Origin of the sequence: Arenibacter algicola (genome assembly GCF_018860365.1) — a bacterium.
GTDB classification, from domain to species: Bacteria; Bacteroidota; Bacteroidia; order Flavobacteriales; family Flavobacteriaceae; genus Arenibacter; species Arenibacter algicola_B.
Genome location: NZ_JAHKPO010000023.1, coordinates 139222 through 165335 on the forward strand (window position 1 = coordinate 139222; position 26114 = coordinate 165335).

At 40.5% G+C, this 26114-nt stretch carries 18 protein-coding genes; 13 read left to right on the top strand and 5 right to left on the bottom strand.

Annotation, left to right across the window (positions count from 1 at the left end):
* Positions 1-221 precede the first annotated feature (221 nt).
* The 10 genes from KO529_RS18450 (at position 222) to KO529_RS18495 (ending at position 16347) form a co-directional block, all read left to right on the top strand.
* Positions 222-785, top strand: a complete 564-nt coding sequence (locus tag KO529_RS18450) for a helix-turn-helix domain-containing protein (protein ID WP_215949340.1) — start codon at positions 222-224, stop codon at positions 783-785.
* 74 nt (positions 786-859) lie between these two features.
* Positions 860-3361: a heavy metal translocating P-type ATPase gene (locus KO529_RS18455; RefSeq protein WP_215949341.1), complete on the top strand. Its 2502-nt coding sequence runs from the start codon at positions 860-862 to the stop codon at positions 3359-3361.
* A gap of 170 nt (positions 3362-3531) precedes the next feature.
* Positions 3532-4821, top strand: a complete 1290-nt coding sequence (locus KO529_RS18460) for a DUF5690 family protein (RefSeq protein WP_215949342.1) — start codon at positions 3532-3534, stop codon at positions 4819-4821.
* Between the two features lie 234 nt (positions 4822-5055).
* On the top strand, positions 5056-8199 hold the full coding sequence (locus tag KO529_RS18465) for a SusC/RagA family TonB-linked outer membrane protein (protein ID WP_215949343.1): 3144 nt from the start codon (positions 5056-5058) through the stop codon (positions 8197-8199).
* 13 nt (positions 8200-8212) lie between these two features.
* The gene (locus tag KO529_RS18470; protein ID WP_215949344.1) at positions 8213-9694 is read left to right on the top strand and encodes a SusD/RagB family nutrient-binding outer membrane lipoprotein; all 1482 of its coding nucleotides are present in this window, start codon (positions 8213-8215) and stop codon (positions 9692-9694) included.
* Between the two features lie 303 nt (positions 9695-9997).
* Positions 9998-11713: an alkaline phosphatase family protein gene (locus tag KO529_RS18475; protein ID WP_215949345.1), complete on the top strand. Its 1716-nt coding sequence runs from the start codon at positions 9998-10000 to the stop codon at positions 11711-11713.
* Between the two features lie 27 nt (positions 11714-11740).
* Positions 11741-12997: a hypothetical protein gene (locus tag KO529_RS18480; protein ID WP_252734470.1), complete on the top strand. Its 1257-nt coding sequence runs from the start codon at positions 11741-11743 to the stop codon at positions 12995-12997.
* Positions 12984-14348 carry a (R)-1-hydroxy-2-aminoethylphosphonate ammonia-lyase gene (pbfA, locus tag KO529_RS18485; RefSeq protein WP_215949347.1) on the top strand — a complete coding sequence of 455 codons (1365 nt, stop codon included), beginning with the start codon at positions 12984-12986 and terminating at the stop codon, positions 14346-14348. The genes KO529_RS18480 and pbfA overlap by 14 nt, the downstream gene beginning before the upstream one ends.
* Positions 14349-14370: 22 nt before the next feature.
* On the top strand, positions 14371-15957 hold the full coding sequence (locus KO529_RS18490) for a fibronectin type III domain-containing protein (protein WP_215949348.1): 1587 nt from the start codon (positions 14371-14373) through the stop codon (positions 15955-15957).
* A 147-nt stretch (positions 15958-16104) separates the two neighbouring features.
* Positions 16105-16347 (top strand): hypothetical protein, encoded by a 243-nt coding sequence (locus KO529_RS18495; protein WP_215949349.1) that lies wholly within the window; start codon positions 16105-16107, stop codon positions 16345-16347.
* A gap of 338 nt (positions 16348-16685) precedes the next feature.
* Here KO529_RS18495 and KO529_RS18500 read toward each other — a convergent pair whose 3' ends face one another.
* Together KO529_RS18500 and KO529_RS18505 are read right to left on the bottom strand one after the other, a co-directional pair.
* Positions 16686-18482, bottom strand: a complete 1797-nt coding sequence (locus KO529_RS18500; RefSeq protein WP_215949350.1) for a hypothetical protein — start codon at positions 18480-18482, stop codon at positions 16686-16688.
* A gap of 373 nt (positions 18483-18855) precedes the next feature.
* Positions 18856-19611, bottom strand: a complete 756-nt coding sequence (locus KO529_RS18505) for a sulfite exporter TauE/SafE family protein (protein ID WP_215949351.1) — start codon at positions 19609-19611, stop codon at positions 18856-18858.
* A gap of 83 nt (positions 19612-19694) precedes the next feature.
* On the opposite strand from KO529_RS18505, the gene KO529_RS18510 reads away from it, so the two are divergent.
* Positions 19695-21506 carry a sodium:solute symporter family protein gene (locus KO529_RS18510; protein ID WP_215949352.1) on the top strand — a complete coding sequence of 604 codons (1812 nt, stop codon included), beginning with the start codon at positions 19695-19697 and terminating at the stop codon, positions 21504-21506.
* 40 nt (positions 21507-21546) lie between these two features.
* The gene (locus KO529_RS18515; RefSeq protein WP_215949353.1) at positions 21547-22641 is read left to right on the top strand and encodes an acyltransferase family protein; all 1095 of its coding nucleotides are present in this window, start codon (positions 21547-21549) and stop codon (positions 22639-22641) included.
* A 1-nt stretch (position 22642) separates the two neighbouring features.
* Here KO529_RS18515 and KO529_RS18520 read toward each other — a convergent pair whose 3' ends face one another.
* The 3 genes from KO529_RS18520 to KO529_RS18530 form a co-directional block, all read right to left on the bottom strand.
* On the bottom strand, positions 22643-23512 hold the full coding sequence (locus KO529_RS18520) for an alpha/beta hydrolase (RefSeq protein WP_215949354.1): 870 nt from the start codon (positions 23510-23512) through the stop codon (positions 22643-22645).
* Positions 23513-23572: 60 nt separating this feature from the next.
* A complete protein-coding gene (locus KO529_RS18525; protein ID WP_215949355.1) occupies positions 23573-24301 on the bottom strand; it encodes a DUF3784 domain-containing protein in 729 nt (242 codons plus the stop codon).
* Between the two features lie 99 nt (positions 24302-24400).
* Positions 24401-24991, bottom strand: a complete 591-nt coding sequence (locus KO529_RS18530) for a riboflavin synthase (protein ID WP_215949356.1) — start codon at positions 24989-24991, stop codon at positions 24401-24403.
* Positions 24992-25061: 70 nt separating this feature from the next.
* Here KO529_RS18530 and pdxA point away from each other — a divergent pair, with 70 nt between their 5' ends.
* Positions 25062-26114: a 4-hydroxythreonine-4-phosphate dehydrogenase PdxA gene (gene pdxA / locus KO529_RS18535; RefSeq protein ID WP_215949357.1), complete on the top strand. Its 1053-nt coding sequence runs from the start codon at positions 25062-25064 to the stop codon at positions 26112-26114.

The window sequence follows — 26114 nt, forward strand, 5'->3', positions numbered from 1 at the left end:
ACCTTCAAAAAGTAAACCGCCGTGGACGCTGGTCAACAACTGCTGGATTTGCATGTAGGAGCCGGAAGTGATTTCCTTTTGTAGCCAACGCTCTATGGATGCTTATGAATTCCCCTTCCCAGCTTTGGAAGGGGAATATTGTTATGTTTATTTATGATAGTTTTGTGGTAAGGTCCGCAACCAAAAGGTTGGGCTAAACCCAAATTTCAAATCTTTAACAGATGAAAAAACTCCTAATCAAAAATATGGTTTGTGATAGATGTAAAACCCTTTTGGCACAGGAGTTTTCCAAGCTTGGGATTGCCATAGTATCTATAAAATTAGGAGAGATCGTTTATGAGGAAAATGCGGATAATGAGGAAGAAATAATAGAAAGCATATTGAAAAATAACGGCTTCGAATTGGTTAAGGATACATCAGATATGATCATTGAAAACATTAAAATCGAATTAATTAATACGATCAATAATGGAGAAAATGATATAGCAGGGAACATGTCCACCTACTTGTCCAAAAAATTAAATAAAGATTACTCCATCCTAAGTAAAATGTTCAGTAAAAAGGAAGGTGTAACCATTGAGAAATACTACATCGATCTTAAAATTGAAAGGGCAAAGGAACTCATCCAGATGAACGAACTCAATTTTTCTGAAATTGGGTATACCTTAAATTATAGGAACAGTAGCCATTTGGCCTCGCAGTTTAAGTCGGTCACAGGCATGTCTATGGGAGAGTATAAAAAGTTACAACAATGGGATAGAAAACCGCTGGACAAAATTATGTAAGGATTCTCCATAATTGTAAAAAGTGTTCCGTGTCAATATGACTATTTTTACTTACGAATTAAAAATGCTTGGATATGAGACACACCTATAAGATACACGGTATGACCTGCAATGGATGTAGGTCGCATGTAGAGAACACCTTAAATGCAGTGGAAGGCGTTACCCAGGCAACGGTAAATTTGGAAAAAGCCGAAGCTGTAATTGACATGGACGGGCATATACCTCTATCTACTTTCAAAAAGGCCCTTGAAGATGATGGCGGCGCCTATGGCATTTCTATGCCAGGGGAGGAACACGAGCATCATCTACCTAAGAAACAAAAGCCCAATGGTAAGGGTACAGGGACCTTTTATTGCCCTATGCATTGTGAGGGGGATAAGACCTATGATCAACCGGGGGATTGTCCGGTTTGTGGAATGGATCTGGTGGAAGAGGTAAAGGCGAATATTGGGGGTGATACCCAATATACCTGTCCCATGCACCCTGAGATTATCCAGGATGAACCAGGTTCCTGTCCGATCTGTGGAATGGACCTGGTGCCATTAAAGGCAGATATTTCGGCAGAGGAAAAAAACTATAATAAATTATTGAAGAAATTTTGGATAGCCCTTGCCTTTACGCTCCCCATTTTTCTTATTGCTATGTCCGAGATGGTACCCAATAACCCGTTGTATACTCTTTTGGAAATGAAATATTGGAATTGGATCCAGTTTGGACTTTCCCTTCCTGTGGTATTTTATGCTACTTGGATGTTTTTTGAAAGGGCATATCGCTCAATAAAGACATGGAATTTAAATATGTTTACCCTTATTGGTATCGGATCTGGGGTTGCTTGGCTATTTAGTGTGTTCGGGATGCTTTTTCCCGATATTTTCCCTTCCCAATTTAAAACCCATCACGGTACTGTACACGTTTATTTTGAAGCCGCTACAGTAATATTGACCCTGGTTTTGTTGGGACAGCTTTTAGAGGCCCGGGCCCATAGTAAGACCAACAATGCGGTGAAAGAGCTGTTAAAATTGGCGCCCAATAAGGCTATCAAACTGGTAGATGGGAAGGAAGAGGTCATTGCCATCGATAAAATTAAAATAGGGGATTTACTCAGGGTTAAGCCGGGGGATAAAATTCCTGTTGATGGGGTCATCCATGAGGGCATGAGCTCAGTGGACGAGTCCATGATTACCGGAGAACCCATTCCAGTAGACAAAAAAGAAGGTGACCATGTTAGTTCCGGAACTATAAATGGAAACCAATCCTTTGTGATGAAGGCAGAAAAAGTGGGTTCGGACACTTTGTTGGCACAAATTATAGACATGGTCAATAAGGCCAGTCGAAGTCAGGCTCCAATTCAGAAATTGGCGGATAGGATTTCAGGATATTTTGTTCCCGTTGTGGTATTGGTTTCAGTTATTACTTTCATCGTTTGGGCTATTTTTGGTCCAGAACCCAAATATGTCTATGCCTTGGTAAATGCTATTGCCGTATTGATCATAGCATGTCCTTGTGCCTTGGGCTTGGCCACACCAATGTCTGTTATGGTAGGAATAGGGAAAGGGGCGCAATCCGGGGTATTGGTCAAAAATGCGGAGGCCTTAGAGAAAATGAATAAAATTGACACTCTAATTATTGATAAGACCGGAACAATTACAGCAGGAAAACCATCTGTGGAAAAAGTAGTGGTTACCTCGGGTGAATACCCTGAGGAAAAAGTGTTGCAATATATTGTATCGCTCAATCAAATGAGCAAACATCCGTTGGCGGAGGCGACGGTTGCATACGGGAAGGAACAAGGAGCGGAAATATTGAAGGTGTCAGAATTTAATTCGGTCACAGGGAAAGGCGTAACAGGAATTGTCAATGGGAAAAAGTTGGCATTGGGGAATGATAGCATGATGGAGGAAGTCAAAGCCACAATGTCGGAAGAGTTAATCAATAAGGTAAAAATGCAACAGCAACTTGGTAAAACGGTTTCCATGATTTCTGTAGATAGTACTGCGGTTGGATTTGTTGTAATTACAGATAAAATAAAAGAAACCAGCAAAAAGGCCATTTCAGCACTGCAATCCTTGGGAATATCGGTAATGATGTTGACAGGGGATAACTATGATACAGCAAAGGCTGTGGCGGATGAACTTGATCTTACCGATTTTAAAGCGGGGATGCTTCCTCAGGATAAGTTAAATGTAGTGGAAAGCTTACAAAAACAGGGCAAAAAAGTTGCGGTTGCAGGAGATGGCATCAATGATGCACCTGCCTTGGCAAAGAGTGAGGTTGGTATTGCCATGGGAACAGGCACCGATGTGGCTATTGAAAGTGCTTCCATCACTTTGGTAAAAGGAGATTTACAAGGAATTGTAAAAGCTAGGAACCTAAGTGTTAAAGTGATGGGAAATATTAAACAAAACTTATTTTTTGCACTTGTATATAATACACTTGGCGTACCTATTGCTGCTGGTGTTCTATACCCATTTTTTGGGCTACTATTATCACCCATGATTGCCGCATTGGCCATGAGTTTTAGTTCTGTTTCCGTAATCGCCAATGCCCTTAGATTGAGAAATGCCGATATTTCATGACCCGAGGCCGAGCCTTTCCTGAAAATTGACAAAATATGCCGTGGTTTATTATTTTAATCTTTACATAATGCTCTAATAACTTTAAAAAATTCATTTCAACTTAAAAAGGGGCGAATATTGTCTTTTAATATTTATCTTTTGAGAAATTTTAGACCAAACTACCAACACTTTTGAAGTTAGTAAAAAAAGATATTTCGTTTTTGCTATATGGGGCATTTGCCTCCTTTGGCACTTATTTCTGCATGTATGCTTTTCGCAAGCCCTTTACTGTAGCTACATTTGAAGACCTTTCGTTTGCGGGGGTAGATTACAAGATAATTCTGATAATTGCGCAGGTACTTGGGTATATGCTATCTAAATTTATAGGGATTAAAGTAATTTCAGAGCTTCAGCCCAACAAGAGAATATATTATCTCCTGGGACTAATTCTTGCTGCCGAGGCAAGTCTACTATTGTTCGCCATAACTCCGTCTCCTTATAATATAGTATTCATGTTCTTAAATGGCCTTCCTTTAGGGATGGTATGGGGAATTGTTTTTTCATATTTGGAAGGTAGAAAGTTTACTGAATTTTTAGGTGTGGCTTTATGTTCCAGCTTTATAGTATCCAGTGGCGCGGTAAAATCGGTTGGTCTTTTGGTTATGGAAAATTGGCAGGTATCCCAATTTTGGATGCCTTCCGTTACCGGTGGGGTTTTTTTAGCCCCTTTTGTATTTTTTGCTTGGTTGTTGAATAAAATGCCCCAACCTACGGAGGAGGATAAGGAACTTAGAACAGAACGGAAACCAATGACAGGAAAGGATAGAAAAAGGGTTTTTCTTGCCTTCCTGTTTCCAATTATAATTTTGGTTTTTTTCTACACTTTCTTAACGGCATTGCGCGATTTCAGGGATAATTTTTCTAGGGAAATTTGGGATGCCTTAGGTTTCCAGGGAGATGCTGCCATATATACCATATCCGAACTGCCTATAGCTATACTGGTATTGGTGATCATAGGTTTTTTAGGAGTGATCAAAAATAATTATAAGGCCTTTGTTTCCTATCACTACCTATTGCTTTTTGGTACTATTGCCATTGGTCTTTCTACCCTGTTGTTTCAAATGGCCTTAATTTCACCTATTCTTTGGATGATCAGTGTAGGCTTTGGGCTCTATATATGTTATGTACCTTTTAACTGTATTTTTTTCGATCGTATGATTGCCACTTTTCGGATAAAGGGAAATGCTGGTTACCTTATATATATTGCAGATGCCTTTGGTTATTTAGGTAGCATGGGAGTACTTCTTTATAAGAATTTTGGTCATAGCAAGCTTTCTTGGCTCAATTTCTTTATGGCCAGCACTTATTTAATCGCTGTTTTGGGGACTATTATTACTCTAGTTTCACTTTTCTACTTCAAAAGGAAATACAGAAAGAATTTATTAGTGGAAAAGTCGGAAATACAATTGGCCGAAGTGTAATTTTTCTCCAGTTTATTCCGCATCACTCTTCACATTTCTTCTAGAGGTGCACTTTTCTTAGGCGGGTCTTAAGTACTATTTTGTTGGTTTCTTGTCCAATTTTCGCTGTTAACGTTGTTTTAACAATTAAGCCCATTTCATTGCAATCTTTTAATATTAATTGAGGGTTTAGTTAACCTATGCCTAGGATATTTGCGCTCACTAAATAATTAAAAAAATCACAAACTAAACAGAATGAACAAAACAAGTATTGTTATGGTATTTGCCTTTTTTGCATGTATCATGGGCCATTCCCAGGGAATATTTACGGGAAAGGTTTTGGATGAAAACAATGCGCCTTTACCAGGGGCGTCAGTAGTCATTAAAGGTAGTTCCAAGGGTGTGGCTACGGATTTTGACGGAAATTTTCAAATTGAGTTGAATTCGGTAAGCGATATTCTCCTCGTTTCCTATATAGGATATATACCAACTGAACTTGCCACCTCTGGTAAAACATCAGCGGAAATAGTACTTCTTCCCGATTCGGAAAAATTAAATGAGGTGGTTGTAACGGCTTTGGGTATTACCAGGGCGGAGAAGAAGATCGGTTATGCCACCCAGAAAATGGATGTGGAGATCATAGAGGAAATAAATGCCCCCAATGTGGGGAATCTATTTACCGGTCAGGTAGCGGGACTCAGCGTAAGCAATCCCACTGGACTATTTCAAAAGCCCTCGTTTTCCCTAAGGGGCAAATCGCCCCTGATCGTAATTGACGGGATACCTGTCGAGACCGATTTTTATGATGTTTCCGCCAACAACATAGCCAATGTAAACGTCCTGAAAGGAACAACGGCTTCTGCACTTTATGGGTCCAGGGGAAGGAACGGTGCCATATTGATCACGACCAAGAACGCCAATGTAGACGGTTTGGAAATTTCGGTTTCCCATAATACAATGGTATCCGCAGGCTTCACTGTTTTTCCGGAAACCCAAACGGAATATGGTAACGGATCCAATGGAAAATATGAATTCTGGGACGGTAAGGACGGAGGTATTTCCGATGGGGATATGATCTGGGGTCCCAAGTTTGAGCCTGGGGTTATGGTCTCCCAATGGAACAGCCCGATATTGGATAACGTTACCGGGGAAACCATTCCTTGGTGGGGGGATGTCTATGGCACCCAATATGACGATAAATCCCGTTATTCCAGGGTGCCGACGCCTTGGGAATATCACAATAACCTAAAGGATTTCATGGGGACCGGGTATATTTCCAGTACGGATTTTTCCATATCGAGCAAATCCGAAAAAGGGTCGTTCCGTTTGTCGGGAAATTATTCCGACCAAAAGGATAGGGTCCCCAATTCGGGCCTTAAGACAGGGGGCCTGACTTTTAAATCTACCACCAACCTTTCCAAATCACTTACCTTGGACAGTAAATTATCCTATAACAAGGTGTATTCCCCCAACTACCCAAGGCATGGTTACGGACCAAAGAACCACATGTATACCATTCTAATTTGGATGGGGGACGATGTCAATGGCAAGGAACTTCAGGAACATATGTACGTTCCCGGACAGGAAGGCTATAGGCAGGCCAATTTTAACTATGCCTGGTACAACAACGTTTATTTTGCGGCCAATGAACTGAACCAGAAATACGATGCCGATCTGATCAATGCCCAGATGGTACTTAAGTACAATATAGCCGAAGGCCTTAACCTTCAGGGAAGGGGCTCGGCCGTGGTGCAGGATATTTTTGAGGACAGACAGAGCCCCAAGACCTATTTGAATTACGGCGATGCCAGGGAAGGGGACTATAAGACGTGGAACTCCAAAAGGTTGACCGTAGACTACGATATTTTGGCCTCCTATACCAGATCTTTGACCGAGGATATCTCCTTCGACGTGAACGCCGGTGCCTCTACCTTTTATAGAAAATACCAGCAGGAGTACAACTCCACTGACGGACTAGTGGTCCCTTTTGTGTACAGCCTTAACAATACCAGTGGCAATGTGGCCGCAACTACTTATGTCGAGGAAAGGGCGACCAATAGTGTCTATGCCACTTTGGGAGTGGATCTTTACGATGCGGTGTTTTTGACCGCTGCTGCCAGGAACGACTGGTCCTCTACATTGCCCAAGGAAAACCGTTCTTACTTCTACCCATCGGTTTCCTTGAGTACGGTGGTGTCCAATTTTGTAACCATGCCGGAGGCCGTGGACTATTTAAAGCTCTATGGGTCATGGGCACAGGTTTCCAGTGACCTGAACCCTTATAGCACGGAATCCTATTACACCAATAGCGGTGTTTTTGGAGGGAATATAAAATTGCAGTACCCCAATGGCCTTGTAAATTCCAATATAGAGCCCGAAAGTTCCGATTCGTTCGAGCTTGGTCTAAGTTCTGCCTTTTTAAAGAACAGGGTTGCCCTGGACCTTACCTATTACAATGTGGTGGACAGCAACCAGATCATTGATCTGCCAATCTCGAACACATCGGGATTTGAGAACAGAAAGGTAAATGGCAACGAATATACTACCAATGGTCTGGAAGTGGTGCTCAATGCCAAACCGATCCTTACGGAGGACTTTAGTTGGAACGTTACCGCGAACTGGAGCAGAAAGGTCCAGAAAATCACGGAAATATATGGGGACAATACCACTTATAACAATCTAAGGCTGAACGATAGGGCGGACAGCTACTATGCAACGGTGTGGCAGAAGTCTGCGGACGGGGATCTGATCCTGGGTACCAATGGATTGCCTATCAGGGATAATTTCCCACAACTTTTGGGACATAACGATCAGGATTGGACCCTAGGGCTTCAGAATAGTTTTAAGTATAAGAACCTGACCGTGAATGTTGGTATAGACGGCGGATGGGGCGGTCTGATCCGTTCCCTGACCGTTGAGAAGATGTGGTGGGGCGGTAAGCACCCCAATTCTACCGAATATAGGGATGCGGAATACGCGGCCGGAGTACCGGTATATGTACCGGACGGGGTACAGGTTACGGGCGGCGACCTGGTGCAGGACGTAAATGGGGATGTTATTTCCGATACCAGGACCTACACCCAGAATACCACTGCGGTGAGCTGGCAGACCTGGTCACAGAACTACCCGTACAGGGCTGCCGTGACCTACAAGGAAAACGAGAAGTTTGCCAATATTTTCGATCGGAGCTTCTTTAAGTTAAGGACCCTTTCCTTTAAATATGATCTCACCGAACTGACCAATATCAACGGCGTTAAGAATCTTGATGTAACCCTTAGCGGCTATAACCTATTGGTATGGAAGAAGGCAGATATCATTGATCCGGATTTTGGGAACGACAATAATTTACAGGATCCTTCCACTAGGTACATCGGTATAGGCGTTAATGTTAAATTTTAGTAAAAGACACACAATGAAAAAAATAGGAATTTTATTCGGATTAACAGTATTGATGGCTCTTACTGGCTGTCAAGATCTGACAGAATTGAACGACAACCCTAATAATGTCAGTGAAACGCACCCGCAATTGTTATTGACCAATATAGCAAGCAATGCCTTTGAGGTGGATGGTACCGGGGCCTTGTACGCATCCCGTATTTTGGTGCAGACCGATGGGGAGAACAGTGGCCAATATTACAACTGGGACCGTGCCAGCTTTGACGACTATAATATGTTGGGGGAGGTCACCAAAATGATGGAGGAGGCAGAGCGTATAGAAAGCGATGAATATATGGCCTTGGCCAAATTTTTCAGGGCATACTACTTCTATAACCTGACCCTTACATTTGGCGATATTCCCTATAGCGAAGCCCTTAAAGGGGAGACCGGGGAGCAGTATCTGCCCAAGTATGATACCCAAAAAGAAGTTTTTGTCGGGATATTAAAGGAACTGTCGGAAGCCAATGATCTTTTGGAGGGGAATACCAATATTATTGCCGGGGATATTATTTTTGGCGGGAATACCACCAAATGGCAAAAATTGGTCAATTCCTTTAGGCTAAAGGTCCTTATGACCCTTTCCAAAAAGGTGGGCGACGCGGATTTGAACCTAATAAGTTCCTTTGCCGGTATATACAATAATGGGCCCATAATGGAATCTAACGAGGACAATGGCCAGTTGGTCTTTTTGGACGAGGAAGGGAGTAGGTATACGGAATTCAACTCCAGTGGTTATGGATCGGGAATGTACATGTCCTCTACCTTTATCGAAATGCTCCAGGACAGACAGGACCCTAGGCTGTTCATTTATTGCGGACAGACCAAAAATGCCAAGGAGGCAGGATTGGCCATTGATGATTTTATGGCCTACGAGGGAGGGGATCCCTTGGCACCTTATGCAGAGGTAAACGACAAGGCGGCCGCAGGCGATGTCTCCAAGGTAAACCTGAGATATACCACGGACCCTACTACCGAGCCGCACAACTTAATGGGATATTGGGAACTGGAGTTTATATTGGCCGAAGCATCCGTTCGTGGGTGGATCGCTACCGATGCCAAGGAACATTATGAAAATGCGGTAAAATCATCTTTCGAATTTTATAATACCTATGCCAAGAATTTTGAAACCTATGTAGAGCCTTCGGATGCCGACAACTATCTTTTGGGGGCAGAGGTGGTGTTTGATAACAGCTTGGCCACTGAGGAGAAAATGGAGCTCATTCTGACCCAGAAATATTTTACTTCCTTTTTGCAAACGGGCTGGAGGGCATATTTTGATCACTTAAGGACAGGTTACCCTGCATTCGCACAATTACCGGGAGCCACCCCTCCAACCCGATGGATCTACCCTAATTCCGAGTACAACAACAATACTGCAAATGTAGCTACAGCCATTGAAAGTCAGTTTGGAGCTGGGAACGATAAGATTCGTGAAATAACCTGGTGGTTGGAATAATTTTCGGCACCAAATAGGTTTTGGGGGCATATTGCCGATATTGATTGGCAAAACAAAACCCAAGCCCATATATATTTTGTCCAAGGCCATAGTGGAAAACCGCTATGGCCTTGCCTTTTTAGTTAACTAAGCAGCTGTAAGTGTATAGGGAGGGAGTATACTTTCTATGGCATTGGCAATTATAAATTTTTAAATAGAAATTGTAGTTATAGTTACAAAAATTTAATATTATTAACTATTTAACTTAACTTAGTCACATGATATTTACACTTCTTCATTAATCAAAAATTAAAACCAATCTAAATGAGCAAAGCCAATTTTGTACTTAAAAGCACCTTGTTTTCGGCTATTTCGGGCATCTTGCAAAAAGTTTTCGCTAAAGAATTATTGCTTAAAATAATTGCATTGATAATTATTTTCGGTTCATTTTGGTCCTGTGCCAAAAAAAATCATGAAAATTCTCCCATAGTAAAGCATGTGGTGGTTATTGGTTTTGATGGATTAAGTCCCAATGGATTAAAAAATGCAACAACCCCAACCTTTGATAAGATTATAAGTGAAGGGGCTGCCAGTATGCATGCCAGGGCGGTTCTGCCTACAAGTTCCAGTACCAACTGGGCTTCCATGATTATGGGTGCCGGTCCTGAGCAACATGGTATTACTTCCAACAGCTGGGAGAAAAACAATTTTGTATTGCCCACGATTACGCAAAGTGAGGATTTTCTTTTTCCAAGCATCTTTCAATTGATAGATGACCAAAAGGAAAGTGCGGAAATAGGAGCAATTTATCATTGGTCGGGATTTGGAAGACTGTTTGAAAAAGGGGCCGTGGACTATGATATAAATCCAGAGTCCGAAGACCAAACGGCAGCCTTGGCCAGTGCTTATATAAAAGAAAAAAAGCCCACCTTCACTTTTATCCATTTTGACCATGTAGATCATGGTGGACACGAATACGGTCACGGGAGCCCTGAATACTATAAATCCGTGGAAAAGGCGGACGCCATGCTGGCAGAAGTAATGGCAGCTATCAAGGCATCTGGAATGGCCGATGAAACATTGGTTATCATAAGCGCAGATCATGGTGGACTGGGAAAAGGTCATGGAGGTGAATCTTTACAGGAAATAGAAATTCCTTTTATCCTTTGGGGAAAATCGGTCAAGAAGAACCATGTGCTTAAATATCCAGTTTATCAATATGACAATGCGGCAACGGTCGCTTTTGCTTTGGGAATAAAAACACCTATGGCCTGGATTGGCAAACCAGTAAAAAATGCTTTTGAAGGCTTTGATCTTAACGATGATTATCCCACTACGATAAGGGTTGAGCAACCGGCTATTCTACCTGTTGCCAAACTCAATAAAAAGGCTGGGGGCCTATTTGATGACACCGCGACCATTATTATGGAAAACACAAACGGTACTGGTGAGATAAGGTATACCTTGGATGGTTCCATGCCCACTGCAAATTCCACTTTATATACCGACCCGGTCGAGACAACAGAAAATGTTGTTGTTAAAAGTGCTATTTTTAGAAATGGAAAAATTGCCAGTACGGTATCGGAGGCCTTTTTTAGAATAAAAAACAAGACAATGGCCCCTCCCATTTCTTATGAGGTTTTTTATTTGGAAAACTTGACCAGCATTCCCAGTCTGGAAAATAGAAAACCGGATGCCAAGGGAACTTGTTTTGAAATTACTTCTGACGAGGTAAAGGAAGAAATTAGAAGCAACACAGTGGTAAGATTCAGCACCACCATTCAGGTCGAAAAGGAGGATAGATTTACCTTTTATACCAATTCTGACGATGGTAGTAAATTGTGGGTAAATAATGAATTGGTAGTGGATAATGATGGAGATCATGGGGTGATTGAAAAGAATGGCAGTATTTCCTTAAAGCCGGGAACCTACCCTTTGCAAGTGGTATGGTTTAATGGAGGTGGTAGTGGTTGGTTGAACGTGGATTATCAAACTAAGACCATTCCTAAACAAGTGCTATCTACATCAATATTAAAGTAATTGGAAATAACGGTAAAAGGTTTATCAATGAAGTTCATATTTCTTCTTTTGTCCATGATGCTGGTAACGGCCCAAGACAAAGGAGGGCAATTACCCGCGTGGGAAGAGGGGATGTTGGATATTCATCATATAAATACAGGTAGGGGGGATGCCGCTTTTTTTGTTTTTCCAGATGCGACCACGCTCTTGGTGGATGCAGGTGACATGTCCGAAACCCATCCTAGAACTTTATCTGCCAGAAATGCAGTACAAAAACCCGATAATTCCAAAACTGCGCCCCAATGGATTGTGGATTATATTCATCAGTTTTTTCCAAAAAATAAAACCTTGCAACTGGATTACGGACTAATTACACATTACCATGACGATCATTTCGGGGAGATGGATGTTAAAAGGAAACGACACCCAAAAGGAAAGTATGGCTTAACAGGAATGATGGAAGTAGGGAGTTTATTGCCTATTAAAACCCATTTGGACCGCGGAAGTAATTATCCAATCGATTTAAAGAATACAGCAGTACAAAAGAAAATAAAAGCGAACGATTCTTATAGTATTATAGAAACATTGCAGGAGTATTGGAATTATATGGATTATCACATCAAGGAAGATGGGATGATTTACGAAGCCTTAAAGCCTGGGGCTATAAATCAAATCCATCTAAAACAATCCCCCAATAAATATCCCCATTTTGAAATTCGTAATATTGCTGTTAATGGCGATATATGGACTGGTGAAAACGAGGATTATTATTCTTTCTTTACCAAAGGGGATTATCCCGGTGAAAATCCTTTAAGCACATGTCTAAAAATTACCTATGGCCGGTTCGATTATTTTACCGGAGGAGATATTAGTGGTATCGATACCTTGGGACAAATGGACTTAAATTCCTTGGAATCGCACGTGGCACCAGTGATTGGTCCTGTGGATGTTGCCACCTTGAACCATCATGGCAACAGGGATTCCCAAAATGTATTCTTTGTAAGAACACTTAGACCAAGGGTATGGATACAACAAAATTGGTCATCGGACCACCCAGGGGAGGAAGTGCTAAGAAGAATAACTTCCAAGTCCTTATATCCTGGAGAGCGGGATTTGTTTTCAACGGTTATGTTACAACCTCTTAAAGATGTGATAGGCGATAGGTTGGATCAATATAAAAGTCAGAACGGTCATATTGTGGTCCGGGTGTATAACCAAGGAAGTCAATATGATATCTATATCCTGAACGACAACACAAAAGAACGAGAAATAATAGCAAAATACGGACCTTATGAAGCAAGATAATTCAGGTATTGGTGCCCAGAACAAAAAGACCGAAGGAGATATTAATTTTACTCCGGCACGTGCTGCTTGGATGGACTCTGAGATTAGCGAGGAAACCAAACAAATTTTGGAACGGGATGCCAGATATTTCCTTCATCAATCCATGTCCACTCCTTGTCTGGATGTTTTACAAAGTTGTGAGGGACCCTATATTGAGAACATATCAGGAAAAAAATACCTGGATTTCCATGGCAATAATGTGCACCAAGTTGGCTACGCCAATCCAAATCTAATTGAAAAAATTATTGAGCAATTAAAAGTTTTGCCTTTTTCCCCAAGACGTTATACCAACATTCCTGCCATTGATTTTGCTGAAAAATTGGCCTCTTTGATGCCATCCGATCTTAACAGGGTGCTCTTGACTCCTAATGGAAGTTCTTCCATAGGAATTGCCCTAAAATTATCGAGGGCCGTCACGGGCAGATTTAAGGTGGTTTCTTTTTGGGATTCTTTTCACGGGGCTTCCTTGGATGCCATCAGCGTGGGTGGGGAAGCCGTTTTTAGGGAGTCCATGGGGCCATTAATGCCAGGAGTGGAGCGTATTCCACCACCTGTTACCTACCGTGGAATTTTTGAAGACAATGAGGATAAATGTTTGGAATATTTGGAATATGTGTTTTCCAAGGAAGGCGATATTGGGGCTTTTATTGCCGAAACTATTAGGAATACGGATGTTCAATTGCCCTCCAAAGCATTTTGGAAGAAGGCCAGGGAGCTTTGCACCAAATATGGGGTATTACTTATTTTGGATGAAATTCCAATAGCTCTTGGCAGAACAGGTAAGATGTTTGTTTTTGAACATTATGGAATAGAACCGGATATATTGTGTATTGGAAAGGGATTGGGGGGTGGAATATTTCCTCAGGCTGCAATTATCACTAGGGACGAATACAACAAGTTCGGGGATATCTCGCTGGGACACTATACCCATGAAAAAAGTCCGTTAGGTGCCGTAGCAGGACTTGGTACCATTGCCTTTTTGGAAAATGAAAAAATATTGGACAAGGTCAAGGCAGATGAAAAATACCTAAAAACGTCACTGGGCGCATTACAGTTAAAATATCCCCTTATTGGTGATGTCAGGGGTATGGGATTGTTGTGGGGTGTAGAATTGGTGAAGGACAAGAAAACCAAGGAAAAGGCGATAGATGAGGCGGAGGTGGTCATGTACGAATGTTTAAAACGAGGCCTTAGCTTTAAGGTTTCTGCGGGTAACGTTCTGCAATTGTCACCCGCACTTACCATAAGTAGAAAAGAACTGGATTCGGCCTTAAATATTCTGGATGAAAGTTTGGCCATTGTACATTCGTAATTAAAAATACATAGATCTAGACATGAAGATTAAAGTAATATTGTTTTTTGCCATGGCATTCCATGTATTGGGAGGTGCCCAAAATGCAAAGAAAGAATTTTTAATTCAACCCTATCTTCAGGATGCAGAGCCCAATTCCATTAAAATTATGTGGGAAACATCGGTGGGTGAGGAAAGCATGGTTGAATGGGGATCAACGCCAAAACTAGGCAAAAAGACCAAGGGTATTGCTTTTGACATCAATTTTAGTGAATCTAGAATTCACGAAGTTAAATTGGAAGGATTAAAGCGCTTTACCGAATATTACTATCGCGTGAAAACAGGAAAAATAGTGTCGGACATTTTTCAATTTAAAACCCCTCCCTTTGCCAGTGACCATGAGTCCTTTAAAATTGTGGCTATGAGCGATATGCAAATAGACCACAATAATCCTAATAAGTTTTCGGAAGTAGTCAATGATGGCATATTGCAATATTTGGAAAAAGAGTTCGGGGGCAAACTTCCCAATAATTTGGCCATGGTGATGATACCTGGTGATTTGGTGGAGAATGGTACCAAATATTATCAATGGAAAGATCATTTTTTTAATCCCGCTGAAAGATTATTTGCGGAGGTGCCGGTCTACCCAGTATTGGGGAACCACGAAAAAAATTCGGTATTTTATTTTAAGTATTTCAGTCTGCCGGAAAACGGCACGCCGGCCTATGCGGAACACTGGTGGTTCAAGGACTATGGCAATACCAGGATTATAGGGCTCAATTCCAACGATGGCTATAATAACAGTAGGGATCAGTATGAGTGGTTGCAAAAGCTATTGGATGAAACTGCACAGAACGATGAGGTAGATTTTGTTTTTGCTCAATTGCACCATCCCCACAAATCGGAACTTTGGATTCCCGGAGAAGAGGATTTTACGGGAAAGGTGGTAGCTCTTTTGGAAGCCTTTACCACTAAGACAGGGAAGCCCAGTATCCACTTTTTTGGACATACCCACGGTTATTCCAGAGGTCAGTCCAAAGATCATAAGCACTTATGGATCAATGTTGCCTCTGCAGGAGGGGCCATTGACAATTGGGGGGAATTTGAAGGCAGGGATTACGATGAATTTACGGTAACCCAGGACGAGTATGGTTTTGTGATGGTGGAAGTTGATGCCAGTCCGGAAGACCCTAAGTTTACCATTAAGAGAATTAGTCAGGGGAACGAAGAGTTGGAGCGAAAAAATGAACTTAGGGACAGTCTGGTCATTTATAAAAACGAAAGAAAGCCTGGAGCGCCCAGTGTTATCTCACCCAATAACAAAACGGTTGATTTTACAGGTACTACACTAAAAGCCGGGGATTTTAATAGCAGCTTCAGCAATGCATTCCATGCGGCTTCCCATTGGCAGATTGCAGAGAGCAACGACTTTGAAAAGCCAATTTTTGACAGCTGGAAACAATTCGAAAATTGGTACTACAAGGAAAATAGGCAAAAGGATGATGACCTTACCGATGAAAAAACCAATAGGTTAAAACCCAACACTACCTATTACTGGAGGGTCCGTTACCGGGATCAAAATTTAAATTGGAGCGACTGGTCAACTACCGCTACATTTGAGACTAATTAATGTTAAAAATGGGTATTATAGGACTATCTTTTTAGATCAAATTTCAAATTAAGGATAAATTAGGTCACAAACGCGGAGAAAAAAATATTGGTATTTGAATTAATTCATAATTGCATAGTTTTTGTAACTTTATTATAAAATGATTATATGGGCACGGCAGAATTAAACAAAACCAAAAAAGAGCTTGTAGGATGGATTCAAGCGTTGACCGATGATTCTATTTTAAGTCTCCTTAATTCTGTTAAATTGTCTAGTGAGGACAAATCTGCAGACTGGTGGGAAGAACTTACAGAAACGGATAGGATTAATATCCTAAGGGGCATCAAGGATTATCAGCAAGGTGAAAGTGTGGAATCCAGTGAATTCTGGGAAGGTTTAAACAATGGATAAACCTTATAGGGTTGAATGGACAAAAAGGTCATTGCACAATGCCATTTCCATTAAACATTGCCTGATTCAAAAGTTCGCTGTAAAGGAGGTCGCCAAATTTGAAGGTTTACTTCGGCAATTTGAATTAACGGTTTCGAATTTCCCTACATTATATCCTGAATCAAAAAGTTAAAAACTTTTAAGGCGAGCAGTTATTCATAAAAATACAACTGTTTATTATATTTTCAACAAAGACCAAGTAACGGTTATAGCTATGAAGGACAATCGGCAAAGGAAGGCCCTTTGATATTCCGATTAAAATTCACGACTCTGCCGGATTGATCTTTAAAAGAGTAAGATTACACCTCCGATAAAGAAAGCGTTTCTATCTCCATTTTAAAACCTTCCAATGTTTTTAAACCTTGTGTCAATTCTGTTAGAACAGAGTCCTTTACGTTTTCAAATTGTCCTTTAAGGCTGCCAAATAATTGTTGGTAATAGGTGATACCCTCATTTAAATTATGGGTAAAGGTCAACAGGTATTTTTCCTGTTTTTTATTCATGGATTCCCTGGACTCCTCAATCTTATTTTTAAGATAATCAAGGTAAATCCCCAATTCCTTAACAAACATATGGGGTCTATCGGTTCTCTCAATAACATTGCCACGTCCGTATATATGGTCCACCATTTCCTTTAATGTCATTATTTTGGAATAATAAGCCATATTGGGTCCGGGGCAGATAGATACGCCTGATCCTTCTGTTTTAGTATCCAGGCCATAGGCCAATAAGGCAGAGGTACCTAAACCTACACAGGTACATGATTTCTCTGTTATTTTATTCAATCTTCCGGTATATTCTTTTTCGGATAGATCCAGATCATCCAGTTCCTTAATTTTTAAATTTTGGTATTGCCTTGAGGCAGTACATAGCCCTTTGTCAGAGTAATCCTTGTTTAAGGCTACAAATTTCTTTGGACAGGAGCTTCCTGGCCGATCCTTATCTATGTTTTTTTGTTTTTCCATATCCTTGGTGTTTCCACGAAGGTTGTGGAATGGTACTCCCAATGGGGATATATCGCTCAGGTACAAATCCTCTTCTTTTGCGGCGACCAATTTCTCCAAGGTGGACTTGTCTACGGTAGTGGCCTCCGGAACCAATAAAAATGGGGTCCCCCAACCTACAGAATCCACTTTGTAATGATCCATAAGAAATTGGTGTTCCTCAGCAGTACCAACACCACCCTGGGCGGTGATTTTTAAGGATAGATTCTGTTTGGGTACTTGTCGGCCTTTGTTGGCCAGTGCCGGAATTAAAATGCCGTGGATTTCATCTATGTAAGCTTGTCTGTTGTCCCTGAACTCGGCCATAATAGGGCCCATTAAATAACCATCTGTAGCAAAGGCATGCCCACCACAATTTAACCCGGATTCTATCCTATACTCTGATACCCAAATTCCTTTCTTTGCCAAAAATTTGCCTTGGATCAAAGCAGATCTATAATCACTGACTTTTAAGACTATCTTCTTTTTAATATTTCCGTTTTCATCAGGGAAAAAATCATCGAAATTTTCCAGGTAACTATAAAGTCGGGGGTTCATCCCAGCAGAAAGAATAACGGAGGAATATAGTTCGCTCATAGCATATCCACGCAAGGCTGCATGAGCATCATTAAATTCAGTGGGCAGCTTGTCATTTTTTGTATAATTGTCCTTGTCCACCTTGGTCATAATATTGACATCGATGCTGCCCATGGACAAATTCTCCTTTAACCATTTTTTAATTTCAGCAGATTTGAAATCGTTTGAAGTAAGTTTTTCAAATTCTTCCTTTAGATGGGAAGCATTTGGCAGGAGGCCTAAATATTCCTTTATTTCATGCGCAGAATTTTTTAGGTCCTCAAATTTTTTGTGTGCTGCATCATTGATCAAGTTGAGATAACTGGTAATTCTTTTGGCCCTAAAATCTTCCAATTTATCTGAAATTTCCTGGTATGGTAGTTCAAATTTTTCACAGTACATTTTCCTTAATTTTTCAATCAGGATATCATCTACCAAAGAAATAACAGAATCTATGCCAAGGTGGGAAACTTTTAGGGGGGTATCTATGGTAAATCCGATTCCCATTACCGGAATATGAAAGCTATGTTTTTTCATACGTTTAAATATTTTTATTTGTTGGACCCTTAGGGTGTTACTTCTAAAATATAAATCAGAGCTATCTATTTATGGGATAACTACTTATCATGGTAAAGTCCAAATATGAATCGACAAATTTTAGGAGAAATGCGTTCTTAGAATATGATAATTATCAGGAAATGCATAAAATATTTACGGGACAATTAGGGTGTTGGGAAATACGCTTATCCTTTGGAGGTAGAGGCTTTTATTTTTGGTAATGTTAGCTTGAAGTTTAGTTAACTTCTAGACGGGTTTTTAATACGATTTTTGTTTCGAAAAGTTTGAGTTAGTATTAGTTTGAGTTAGTCTAGTTGAAGAGCTGGTGCATTGCACCAGCTTTTTTTGCTTATTATCTGAAAAGAATTAGGAAGGCCCCAATAGCGGTTAGGATCAAAATCATCTTACGATAGAATTGTTCTTTTATGATTTTTACCAAGCGCACGCCAACAATAATTCCCAAAATAATTCCGGGAACCAATTTTAGATTAATTATTAGGGTTTCAGGAGTAATGGTCTTCCATATAAAAATATGAAAGGGCAGTTTAAATATGTTCACTATAAAAAAGAGCCAGGCCGCGGTTCCAATAAATTCGTTCTTTGGCAGCCTCATGGCCAAAAAATAAATGTTGGAAAAGGCTCCGGCCAAATTGCCTATCATGGTGGTAATACCCGCCATGGTTCCTATAAAACCGGCAAATGCCCAATGGGTAGGAACGTTTTTGGATTTTTTTCTGTCCCACCAGTACATCATTATAACCGTTCCCAAAATTATAACGGACATGCTGATCTTAAAGGTGGTTTCCGGCAAATCTTTTCCTACGGCCGTGCCAATAAGTATGCCAAGGATCATCCAAGGTAAAAAGGCAACTATATACTTCCACTGCGCATGTCTATTGTAATAAATTACGGCAAAGGCATCACCTACAACAAGCAGGGGTACGATTAATCCAGTTGACTCTTTGGCCCCAAAGGCCAATGCCATTAAAGTAACATTAATGATGGCTATTCCTTTTATTCCAGCTTTGGAAATTCCTATTACAAATGCGGCGGTTAAGGCAAGTGCCCAGGCCGTTGTGGATATATCCAGTGTTGTTGAGAGAATCATATGTGACATTTGGCGAACAAAGGGCAAAAGTATCCCAAAAAAATTTATCTTTAGATCTTAATTCTCAAACCAAAGCCAAACTGATGGAATTAAGTACCCTGGATTACAGTTTTATTGTCGTTTTTTTCTCAATCGTTTTATTTATCGGAATTTATGTCTCCAAGAAGTCCGGGGCCAGTTCATCGGAATATTTTCTTTCCGGTAGAACCATGCCATGGTGGTTGTTAGGTCTCTCTATGGTGGCCACAACCTTTTCTACCGATACACCCAATTTGGTGACCGATATTGTTCGTACCAACGGAGTTTCCGGAAACTGGGTTTGGTGGGCTTTTCTATTGACAGGTTTATTGACTGTCTTTGTTTACGCCAAACTTTGGAGGAAATCCAATGTAAATACAGATCTTGAATTTTATGAACTGCGCTATGGCGGTAAACCGGCAAGCTTTTTAAGAAAATTCAGGGCGGTTTACTTGGGGGTAATATTTAATGTGATTACAATGTCTGCTGTTACTTTGGCAGCAATTAAGATAGGAGGTATTATGTTGGGCTTGGAACCATGGGTAACCGTGGTGAGTGCAGGATTAATTACCGTGACTTTTAGTGCCTTGGGTGGGTTCAAAGGAGTGGTTTATACAGATTTCCTGCTTTTCTTTGTAGCTATGGGCGGTGCTATTGGAGCAGCCTACTACTTAGTGAATATTCCAGAAGTAGGAGGTATAACTGCATTAATGGCCAATGAACATGTTGCGGATAAACTTGCTATTGTGCCCGACTTTAGCAATACAAATGCTTTGATCACCTTATTTATAATTCCTCTGGCAGTACAATGGTGGAGTTCTTGGTATCCTGGTGCGGAACCAGGGGGTGGAGGTTACATAGCCCAACGTATGTTGGCTGCTAAAAATGAAAACCATGCCATAGGTGCTACTTTCTTCTTCAATATTATGCATTATGCCTTACGTCCATGGCCATGGATTTTGGTAGCCTTGGCGTCCCTTGTAGTATATCCGGACATTGCTAGTATCCATGAGGCTTTCCCCAATGTTGCGGTAGATAAATTAGGTCATGATTTGGCTTATTCCGCTATGTTGACCAAATTGCCAAGTGGATTGTTGGGATTGGTATTGGCTTCCCTTATTGCAGCTTATATGAGTACAATTTCTACCCAATTAAATTGGGGATCGTCCTATATTGTTTATGACTTTTACAAACAACAAATAAATCCCAATGCCTCCGAAAAAAGATTGGTTGCCGTTGGTAGAATATCCACAGTTATATTAATGGTCTTCAGTGCAGCATTGGCTTTGCTTTTACAGAATGCCTTACAATTGTTTGAAGTACTCTTGGTATTTGGTGCGGGAACTGGGCTGATCTTTATATTGAGATGGTTCTGGTGGAGGATCAACGCATGGAGCGAGATTACGGCAATGTTTGCCTCGGGAATCATCTCCATAATATTAAAATTAACGGCTGTGGGACCTTTCTTATTTGCAGCGGAAACGGGTGTTTTCCCAGATTGGGCAGAATATCCTTTTGTAGTAGTGGTTACTACGGTTATTTGGTTGGCAGCAACATATATGACCCAACCAGAATCTAAACAGGTATTGCAGGATTTTTACAAAAAAATTCAACCTGGTGGGCCGGGTTGGTCCAAAGTGATCAAGGAGGCAAAAGATGAAAACGTAGAGATTGTGAACACCAAAGAAAAATGGAGTGTACCTGCAGGTATCACTGCCATGTTACTGGGTTGTGTATTAATCTACTCCTGCATGTTTGCCACTGGGTATTGGATATATGGAAAAACTACCAATGCACTTATTTTGACCGGTGTGGCCTTGGTGTCCGGATTGTTGTTGGCAAGGGCTTGGAATAAGATGAAAGATCATATTCTGTAGGTGAAGGTCGTATAAAAAGAAAGTAGGCACAAAACTAGGAATGAATATACAGAATAGAATAGTTTCCGTGGATATCTTTAGGGGACTTACCATTGTCCTTATGATTTTGGTAAATAATCCCGGAACCTGGTCCCATGTGTACGCTCCTTTCTTGCATGCTCCATGGCACGGATATACCCCTACAGATCTTGTATTTCCCTTTTTCTTGTTCATTGTGGGCTGTTCCATTGTTTTTGCGTATCAACACAAACCGGTAGATTCCAGCACCTATAAAAAAATTACCATAAGAGCCTTGAAATTAATAGGCCTGGGTCTATTCTTGGGGGCGTTTACCATTCACTTTCCCTTCTTTAAGGATTTCGAAAACATTCGATTTCCAGGGGTGCTACAGCGCATTGGTGTGGTGTTTTTCTTCGCCTCAATTTTATTCATCAATTTCAATTGGAAAACACTGGTTGGTATTTGCGCTTTTCTTTTGATAGGGTATTGGTTGCTTATGGGCTTTGTACCTGTAAATGGAATGGCACCTACCTTTGAACGTGCTCCTAACAATTTGGCCAATTATTTGGATGTTCTTGTTTTTGGATCTCATAGCTATAAGGCTGATTATGATCCCGAAGGCTTGTTAAGTACTCTGCCATCAATAGCTACCACATTAATGGGAATTTTTACAGGTCTAATTTTACGCTCCAAAAGAGCTAAAAAGGAAATGGTGCTTTTTGGTATTGGAACTGTAATGTTGCTTGTAGGTTATGTGTGGGATATGTTTTTCCCAATAAACAAGGCCCTGTGGAGTAGTAGTTTTGTAATGGTAACAGCTGGTTGGGCCAATATAATTTTAGCAATAATATATTATATCTCCGATGTAAAGGGAATTAAGTTTGGCAGTATATTTAAATATGCCGGAGCAAATGCCATTGTCCTGTATTTTCTTTCCAGTTTTACCAGTAAAATTATGGGTTTGGTAAAAGTAGATGGGGACACCTCCCTAAAAAGCTGGCTTTTTAATACCGTTTATGTACAGGATTTTCTGGCAATGGAAACCTCTTCATTGTTGTACGGACTCTCATTGGTCTCTTTGTATGTGTTACTGGGATATATTCTTTACAGAAAAAAGATATTTATAAGGGTATAATTCAGTCCTTTTGAAAAGCCCATTTAATAAATTGCGGCAGTGCCGAGCCCCAGGTGTATAAATCGTGCTTTCCTCCTTCAATCTCTTTATAGCAAATGTCCCCGGGATAGGAATACCCTTTTAACTGCAATTCGTTTATTACATCCAAGGTGTCATCTATTACATCTATAACACCATTGTTGTTTCGGTCATCGGTTTCTTCCTCTGTACCGCACTGAAAAAAGTATTGTAAAGGCGCCAGATTTTTTGAGTGCTTGATCATATCCAAAGTAATCCTGCTTCTATCCTCCATATCGTGTTTTTGGTATGCTTTCCTGCGCCACCAAAAGGAACCACTAAAAACGCCGACTTTAGCAAATAACTGGGAATTGTTGAATGCAATATCAAAAGCGGAAAGACCTCCCAGGGAAAAACCACAATAGACCCAGTTTTGTTCAGGAGGGGAAACTTTGAATTCCTGGCCTAGGAAGGGAATGAATTCATCTACAATAAATTTGGAGTATTGCAGCGCCTTGTTGCCCCTACCTTTAAAATCTGCAGAAACAGAAGTGCCATACTCATAAAGTCTATTTTGATCTGCTTCTATACCCACAAAAATAAAAGGGATAGTTTTCTTGTCCTTATAGGCGCCGGACAAGGTTTTTTCTAAATTCAATCCCACATAGTCTTGGCCATCGTTCATTAACAGCACAGGAAATGGTGACTGGGATTCCCTGTAGTTTGGAGGAGCAACCAATCTAAAGGCCACGTTTCGGTCTAAATTGAAAGAAAAAACACTTCCTTTTAAACTAATGTAATCACTCGTGAACTGCATAAATAAAACTTCAAATCTTGCAAGTATAACGATTCTTGAAAATAATATTGTATTCAAATTGGGTATTTAACCTCTCTAACAATGGTTGTAACCCTCTTGAGGGAAAGTAACCCAATACTATTCAATCTGCTCCGGGAAGAATTTTTTTAATTCATTGTAAAGTTCAATGCTTGTATTTTCCTTTGCAGAAAAGTAAATTTTCTCTCCATTTGTTTTTGTAAAAAGCAGGTATGCTTTGTTATCCGCGTTCAATATCAATTTTACTTTCTCCCCTTCCTTGGTCTTAAAATATCCCTTCCTGATGCTTCCCAGGGCAAATCCATTGGTTTTTGATGTAATGGTAGGTAAATGGTCCACAAGGATTACGGATTCTATATCCGACGCACCTAGTGTTTCCCCATAACTGCCCTGAAATTGGACAGAATCCGGTGCAATGACTATTTGATTTTCCTTAAAACCCATGGCTAGGAGCCCAACTACTAGAATCAAGGTTGCCACAAGCACATAAAGACCAATTTTATTCCATTTACTGCTAGATCCTTTCCAGTATTTATTGCTTTCCCTCATGAAATAGATATAGGCAAGAATAGGATAAACACCTATAAATATTCCGCTTGCGCTTTCCCCAATGGCAAAGTGCAATAAGAGGCCAATAGCAATAAAGCTAACTCCCAAAAACAGGTGGAACTTTTTAAAATAGGGGATGTACGATTTTATATCCACCTTTGTTCTTTCTGCCTCACTCATGGTGTTATAGCCGGAAAGAAGATATTTCGAATTGTTTTCCGTTACAAGGAACGCCATGGATATAAAAAGCAGGCCAGTTCCAATTATTATATAAAGCATAAGTTATAAACCCTATAGTGTTCTAGGTGTTTAAATTAGCACAATTTTTATAATAATCTGTCTTGGTACCTGGAAATTCCAAAAACGACAACTACATAATTAACCTCGGAGTTCCAATAGCCTGGAAACATACTTTCCTATTACGTCAAACTCCAGATTAACCCTTGTCCCTATGGTGTAACTTCTAAATCGTGTGTGTTCATAAGTGTAGGGGATTATGGCTACACTAAAACTGTTTTTTTGGGAATCCACTACCGTTAAACTGGTTCCGTCTATGGTTATGGATCCTTTTTCTATGGTAACGTTATTTTGTGTTGGATCATAACTAAAGGTAAAAAACCAGCTGCCATCCTTTTCTTTAATATCGATACATTCCCCGGTTTGGTCCACATGGCCCTGTACAATATGTCCGTCCAACCTGGCTCCTAGCACCATGGCACGTTCCAAGTTTACAAGATCTCCTTCATTAAGGTCGTTCAAGTTGGTTTTTTCCAAGGTTTCCTCAATGGCGGTTACGGTATACTGATCAGCAGCAATTTTTACGACTGTAAGACACACTCCATTATGCGCAACACTTTGGTCTATTTTTAGTTCTTGGGTAATCTTAGATCTTATGGTAATATGAAGATTACCTCCCTCTTTCTCCAATTTTTTTACTTCTCCCAAAGTTTCAATAATCCCAGTAAACATGTGTCGTTTTAATTAAGTAGTTTTGTGTTGTAAATTTAAGGGTTTATTTCATATTAAACGAAAAGACAAAATGCAGGGAACTGGAAATATAAAATTGGGGATATCCATTGGGGATTTAAATGGAATTGGGTGCGAAGTGGTGCTTAAGACATTTGAAGATTCCCGGATGTTGGATTTCTGCACACCGGTTATTTTTGCATCCAATAAAACTATCTCCCACCAAAAATCGGAGTTGGGATTGGAAATAAACTATAATGGCATCCACGAAGCCTCCAAAGCAATTGACGGAAAGATAAATGTGGTGAATGTATGGAAGGAAACTCCTGTTGTTAATTTTGGGGAGCCAACCCCTGAGAGCGGAAAATATGCCATTCAGTCTTTAAAGGCGGCAGTAGCGGCCCTAAAGAATAACGAGATAGACGTTTTGGTTACGGCACCGATTAATAAGAACAACATACAGGCCGAGGATTTTAAATTTCCAGGGCATACGGACTATTTGGCCAAGGAATTGGAAGGAGAAAGTCTAATGTTTATGGTGACAGATGGTTTAAGGGTGGGCTTGCTTACAGATCATGTTGCTGTAAAGGATGTTGCGGCTAGCATTACACCACAATTGATACGCTCTAAAATTGCCACTATTTCCAACTCCTTAAAGATGGATTTTGGTATTAGGAAACCTAAAATCGCGCTTTTGGGAATTAATCCCCATAGTGGTGATAATGGTGTAATAGGAAAAGAAGATGACGAGGTTTTAAGGCCAGTTATCAAGGAAATGGCGGAAAAGGGACATTTGGTATTTGGGCCTTATTCGGCAGATAGCTTTTTTGGGTCTGACAATTACAAGAATTTCGATGCTATTTTGGCGGCCTATCATGACCAGGGACTTATACCTTTTAAAACCTTGTCCTTTGGTAAAGGGGTAAACTTTACCGCAGGCCTTAATAAAGTGCGTACTTCCCCGGACCACGGAACAGCCTATGAAATTGCAGGGAAAGGGGTTGCGGACAATAGTTCCTTTAAGGAGGCTGTATTTATGGCCCTCCATATATTTAAAAATAGACAGGAATATAAGGAATTAACAGGGAATCCTTTAAGAAAACATAAGCTAAAAAGGCAGGGATAG

Bases quoted from the DNA above. Each gene is read 5' to 3' on its own strand.
- KO529_RS18450 (WP_215949340.1), top strand. From the start codon at position 222: ATGAAAAAACTCCTAATCAAAAATATGGTTTGTGATAGATGTAAAACC.
- KO529_RS18455 (WP_215949341.1), top strand. From the start codon at position 860: ATGAGACACACCTATAAGATACACGGTATGACCTGCAATGGATGTAGG.
- KO529_RS18465 (WP_215949343.1), top strand. From the start codon at position 5,056: ATGAACAAAACAAGTATTGTTATGGTATTTGCCTTTTTTGCATGTATC.
- KO529_RS18470 (WP_215949344.1), top strand. From the start codon at position 8,213: ATGAAAAAAATAGGAATTTTATTCGGATTAACAGTATTGATGGCTCTT.
- KO529_RS18475 (WP_215949345.1), top strand. From the start codon at position 9,998: ATGAGCAAAGCCAATTTTGTACTTAAAAGCACCTTGTTTTCGGCTATT.
- KO529_RS18480 (WP_252734470.1), top strand. From the start codon at position 11,741: ATGAAGTTCATATTTCTTCTTTTGTCCATGATGCTGGTAACGGCCCAA.
- pbfA (WP_215949347.1), top strand. From the start codon at position 12,984: ATGAAGCAAGATAATTCAGGTATTGGTGCCCAGAACAAAAAGACCGAA.
- KO529_RS18490 (WP_215949348.1), top strand. From the start codon at position 14,371: ATGAAGATTAAAGTAATATTGTTTTTTGCCATGGCATTCCATGTATTG.
- KO529_RS18495 (WP_215949349.1), top strand. From the start codon at position 16,105: ATGGGCACGGCAGAATTAAACAAAACCAAAAAAGAGCTTGTAGGATGG.
- KO529_RS18500 (WP_215949350.1), bottom strand. From the start codon at position 18,482: ATGAAAAAACATAGCTTTCATATTCCGGTAATGGGAATCGGATTTACC.
- KO529_RS18505 (WP_215949351.1), bottom strand. From the start codon at position 19,611: ATGATTCTCTCAACAACACTGGATATATCCACAACGGCCTGGGCACTT.
- KO529_RS18510 (WP_215949352.1), top strand. From the start codon at position 19,695: ATGGAATTAAGTACCCTGGATTACAGTTTTATTGTCGTTTTTTTCTCA.
- KO529_RS18515 (WP_215949353.1), top strand. From the start codon at position 21,547: ATGAATATACAGAATAGAATAGTTTCCGTGGATATCTTTAGGGGACTT.
- KO529_RS18525 (WP_215949355.1), bottom strand. From the start codon at position 24,301: ATGCTTTATATAATAATTGGAACTGGCCTGCTTTTTATATCCATGGCG.
- KO529_RS18530 (WP_215949356.1), bottom strand. From the start codon at position 24,991: ATGTTTACTGGGATTATTGAAACTTTGGGAGAAGTAAAAAAATTGGAG.
- pdxA (WP_215949357.1), top strand. From the start codon at position 25,062: ATGCAGGGAACTGGAAATATAAAATTGGGGATATCCATTGGGGATTTA.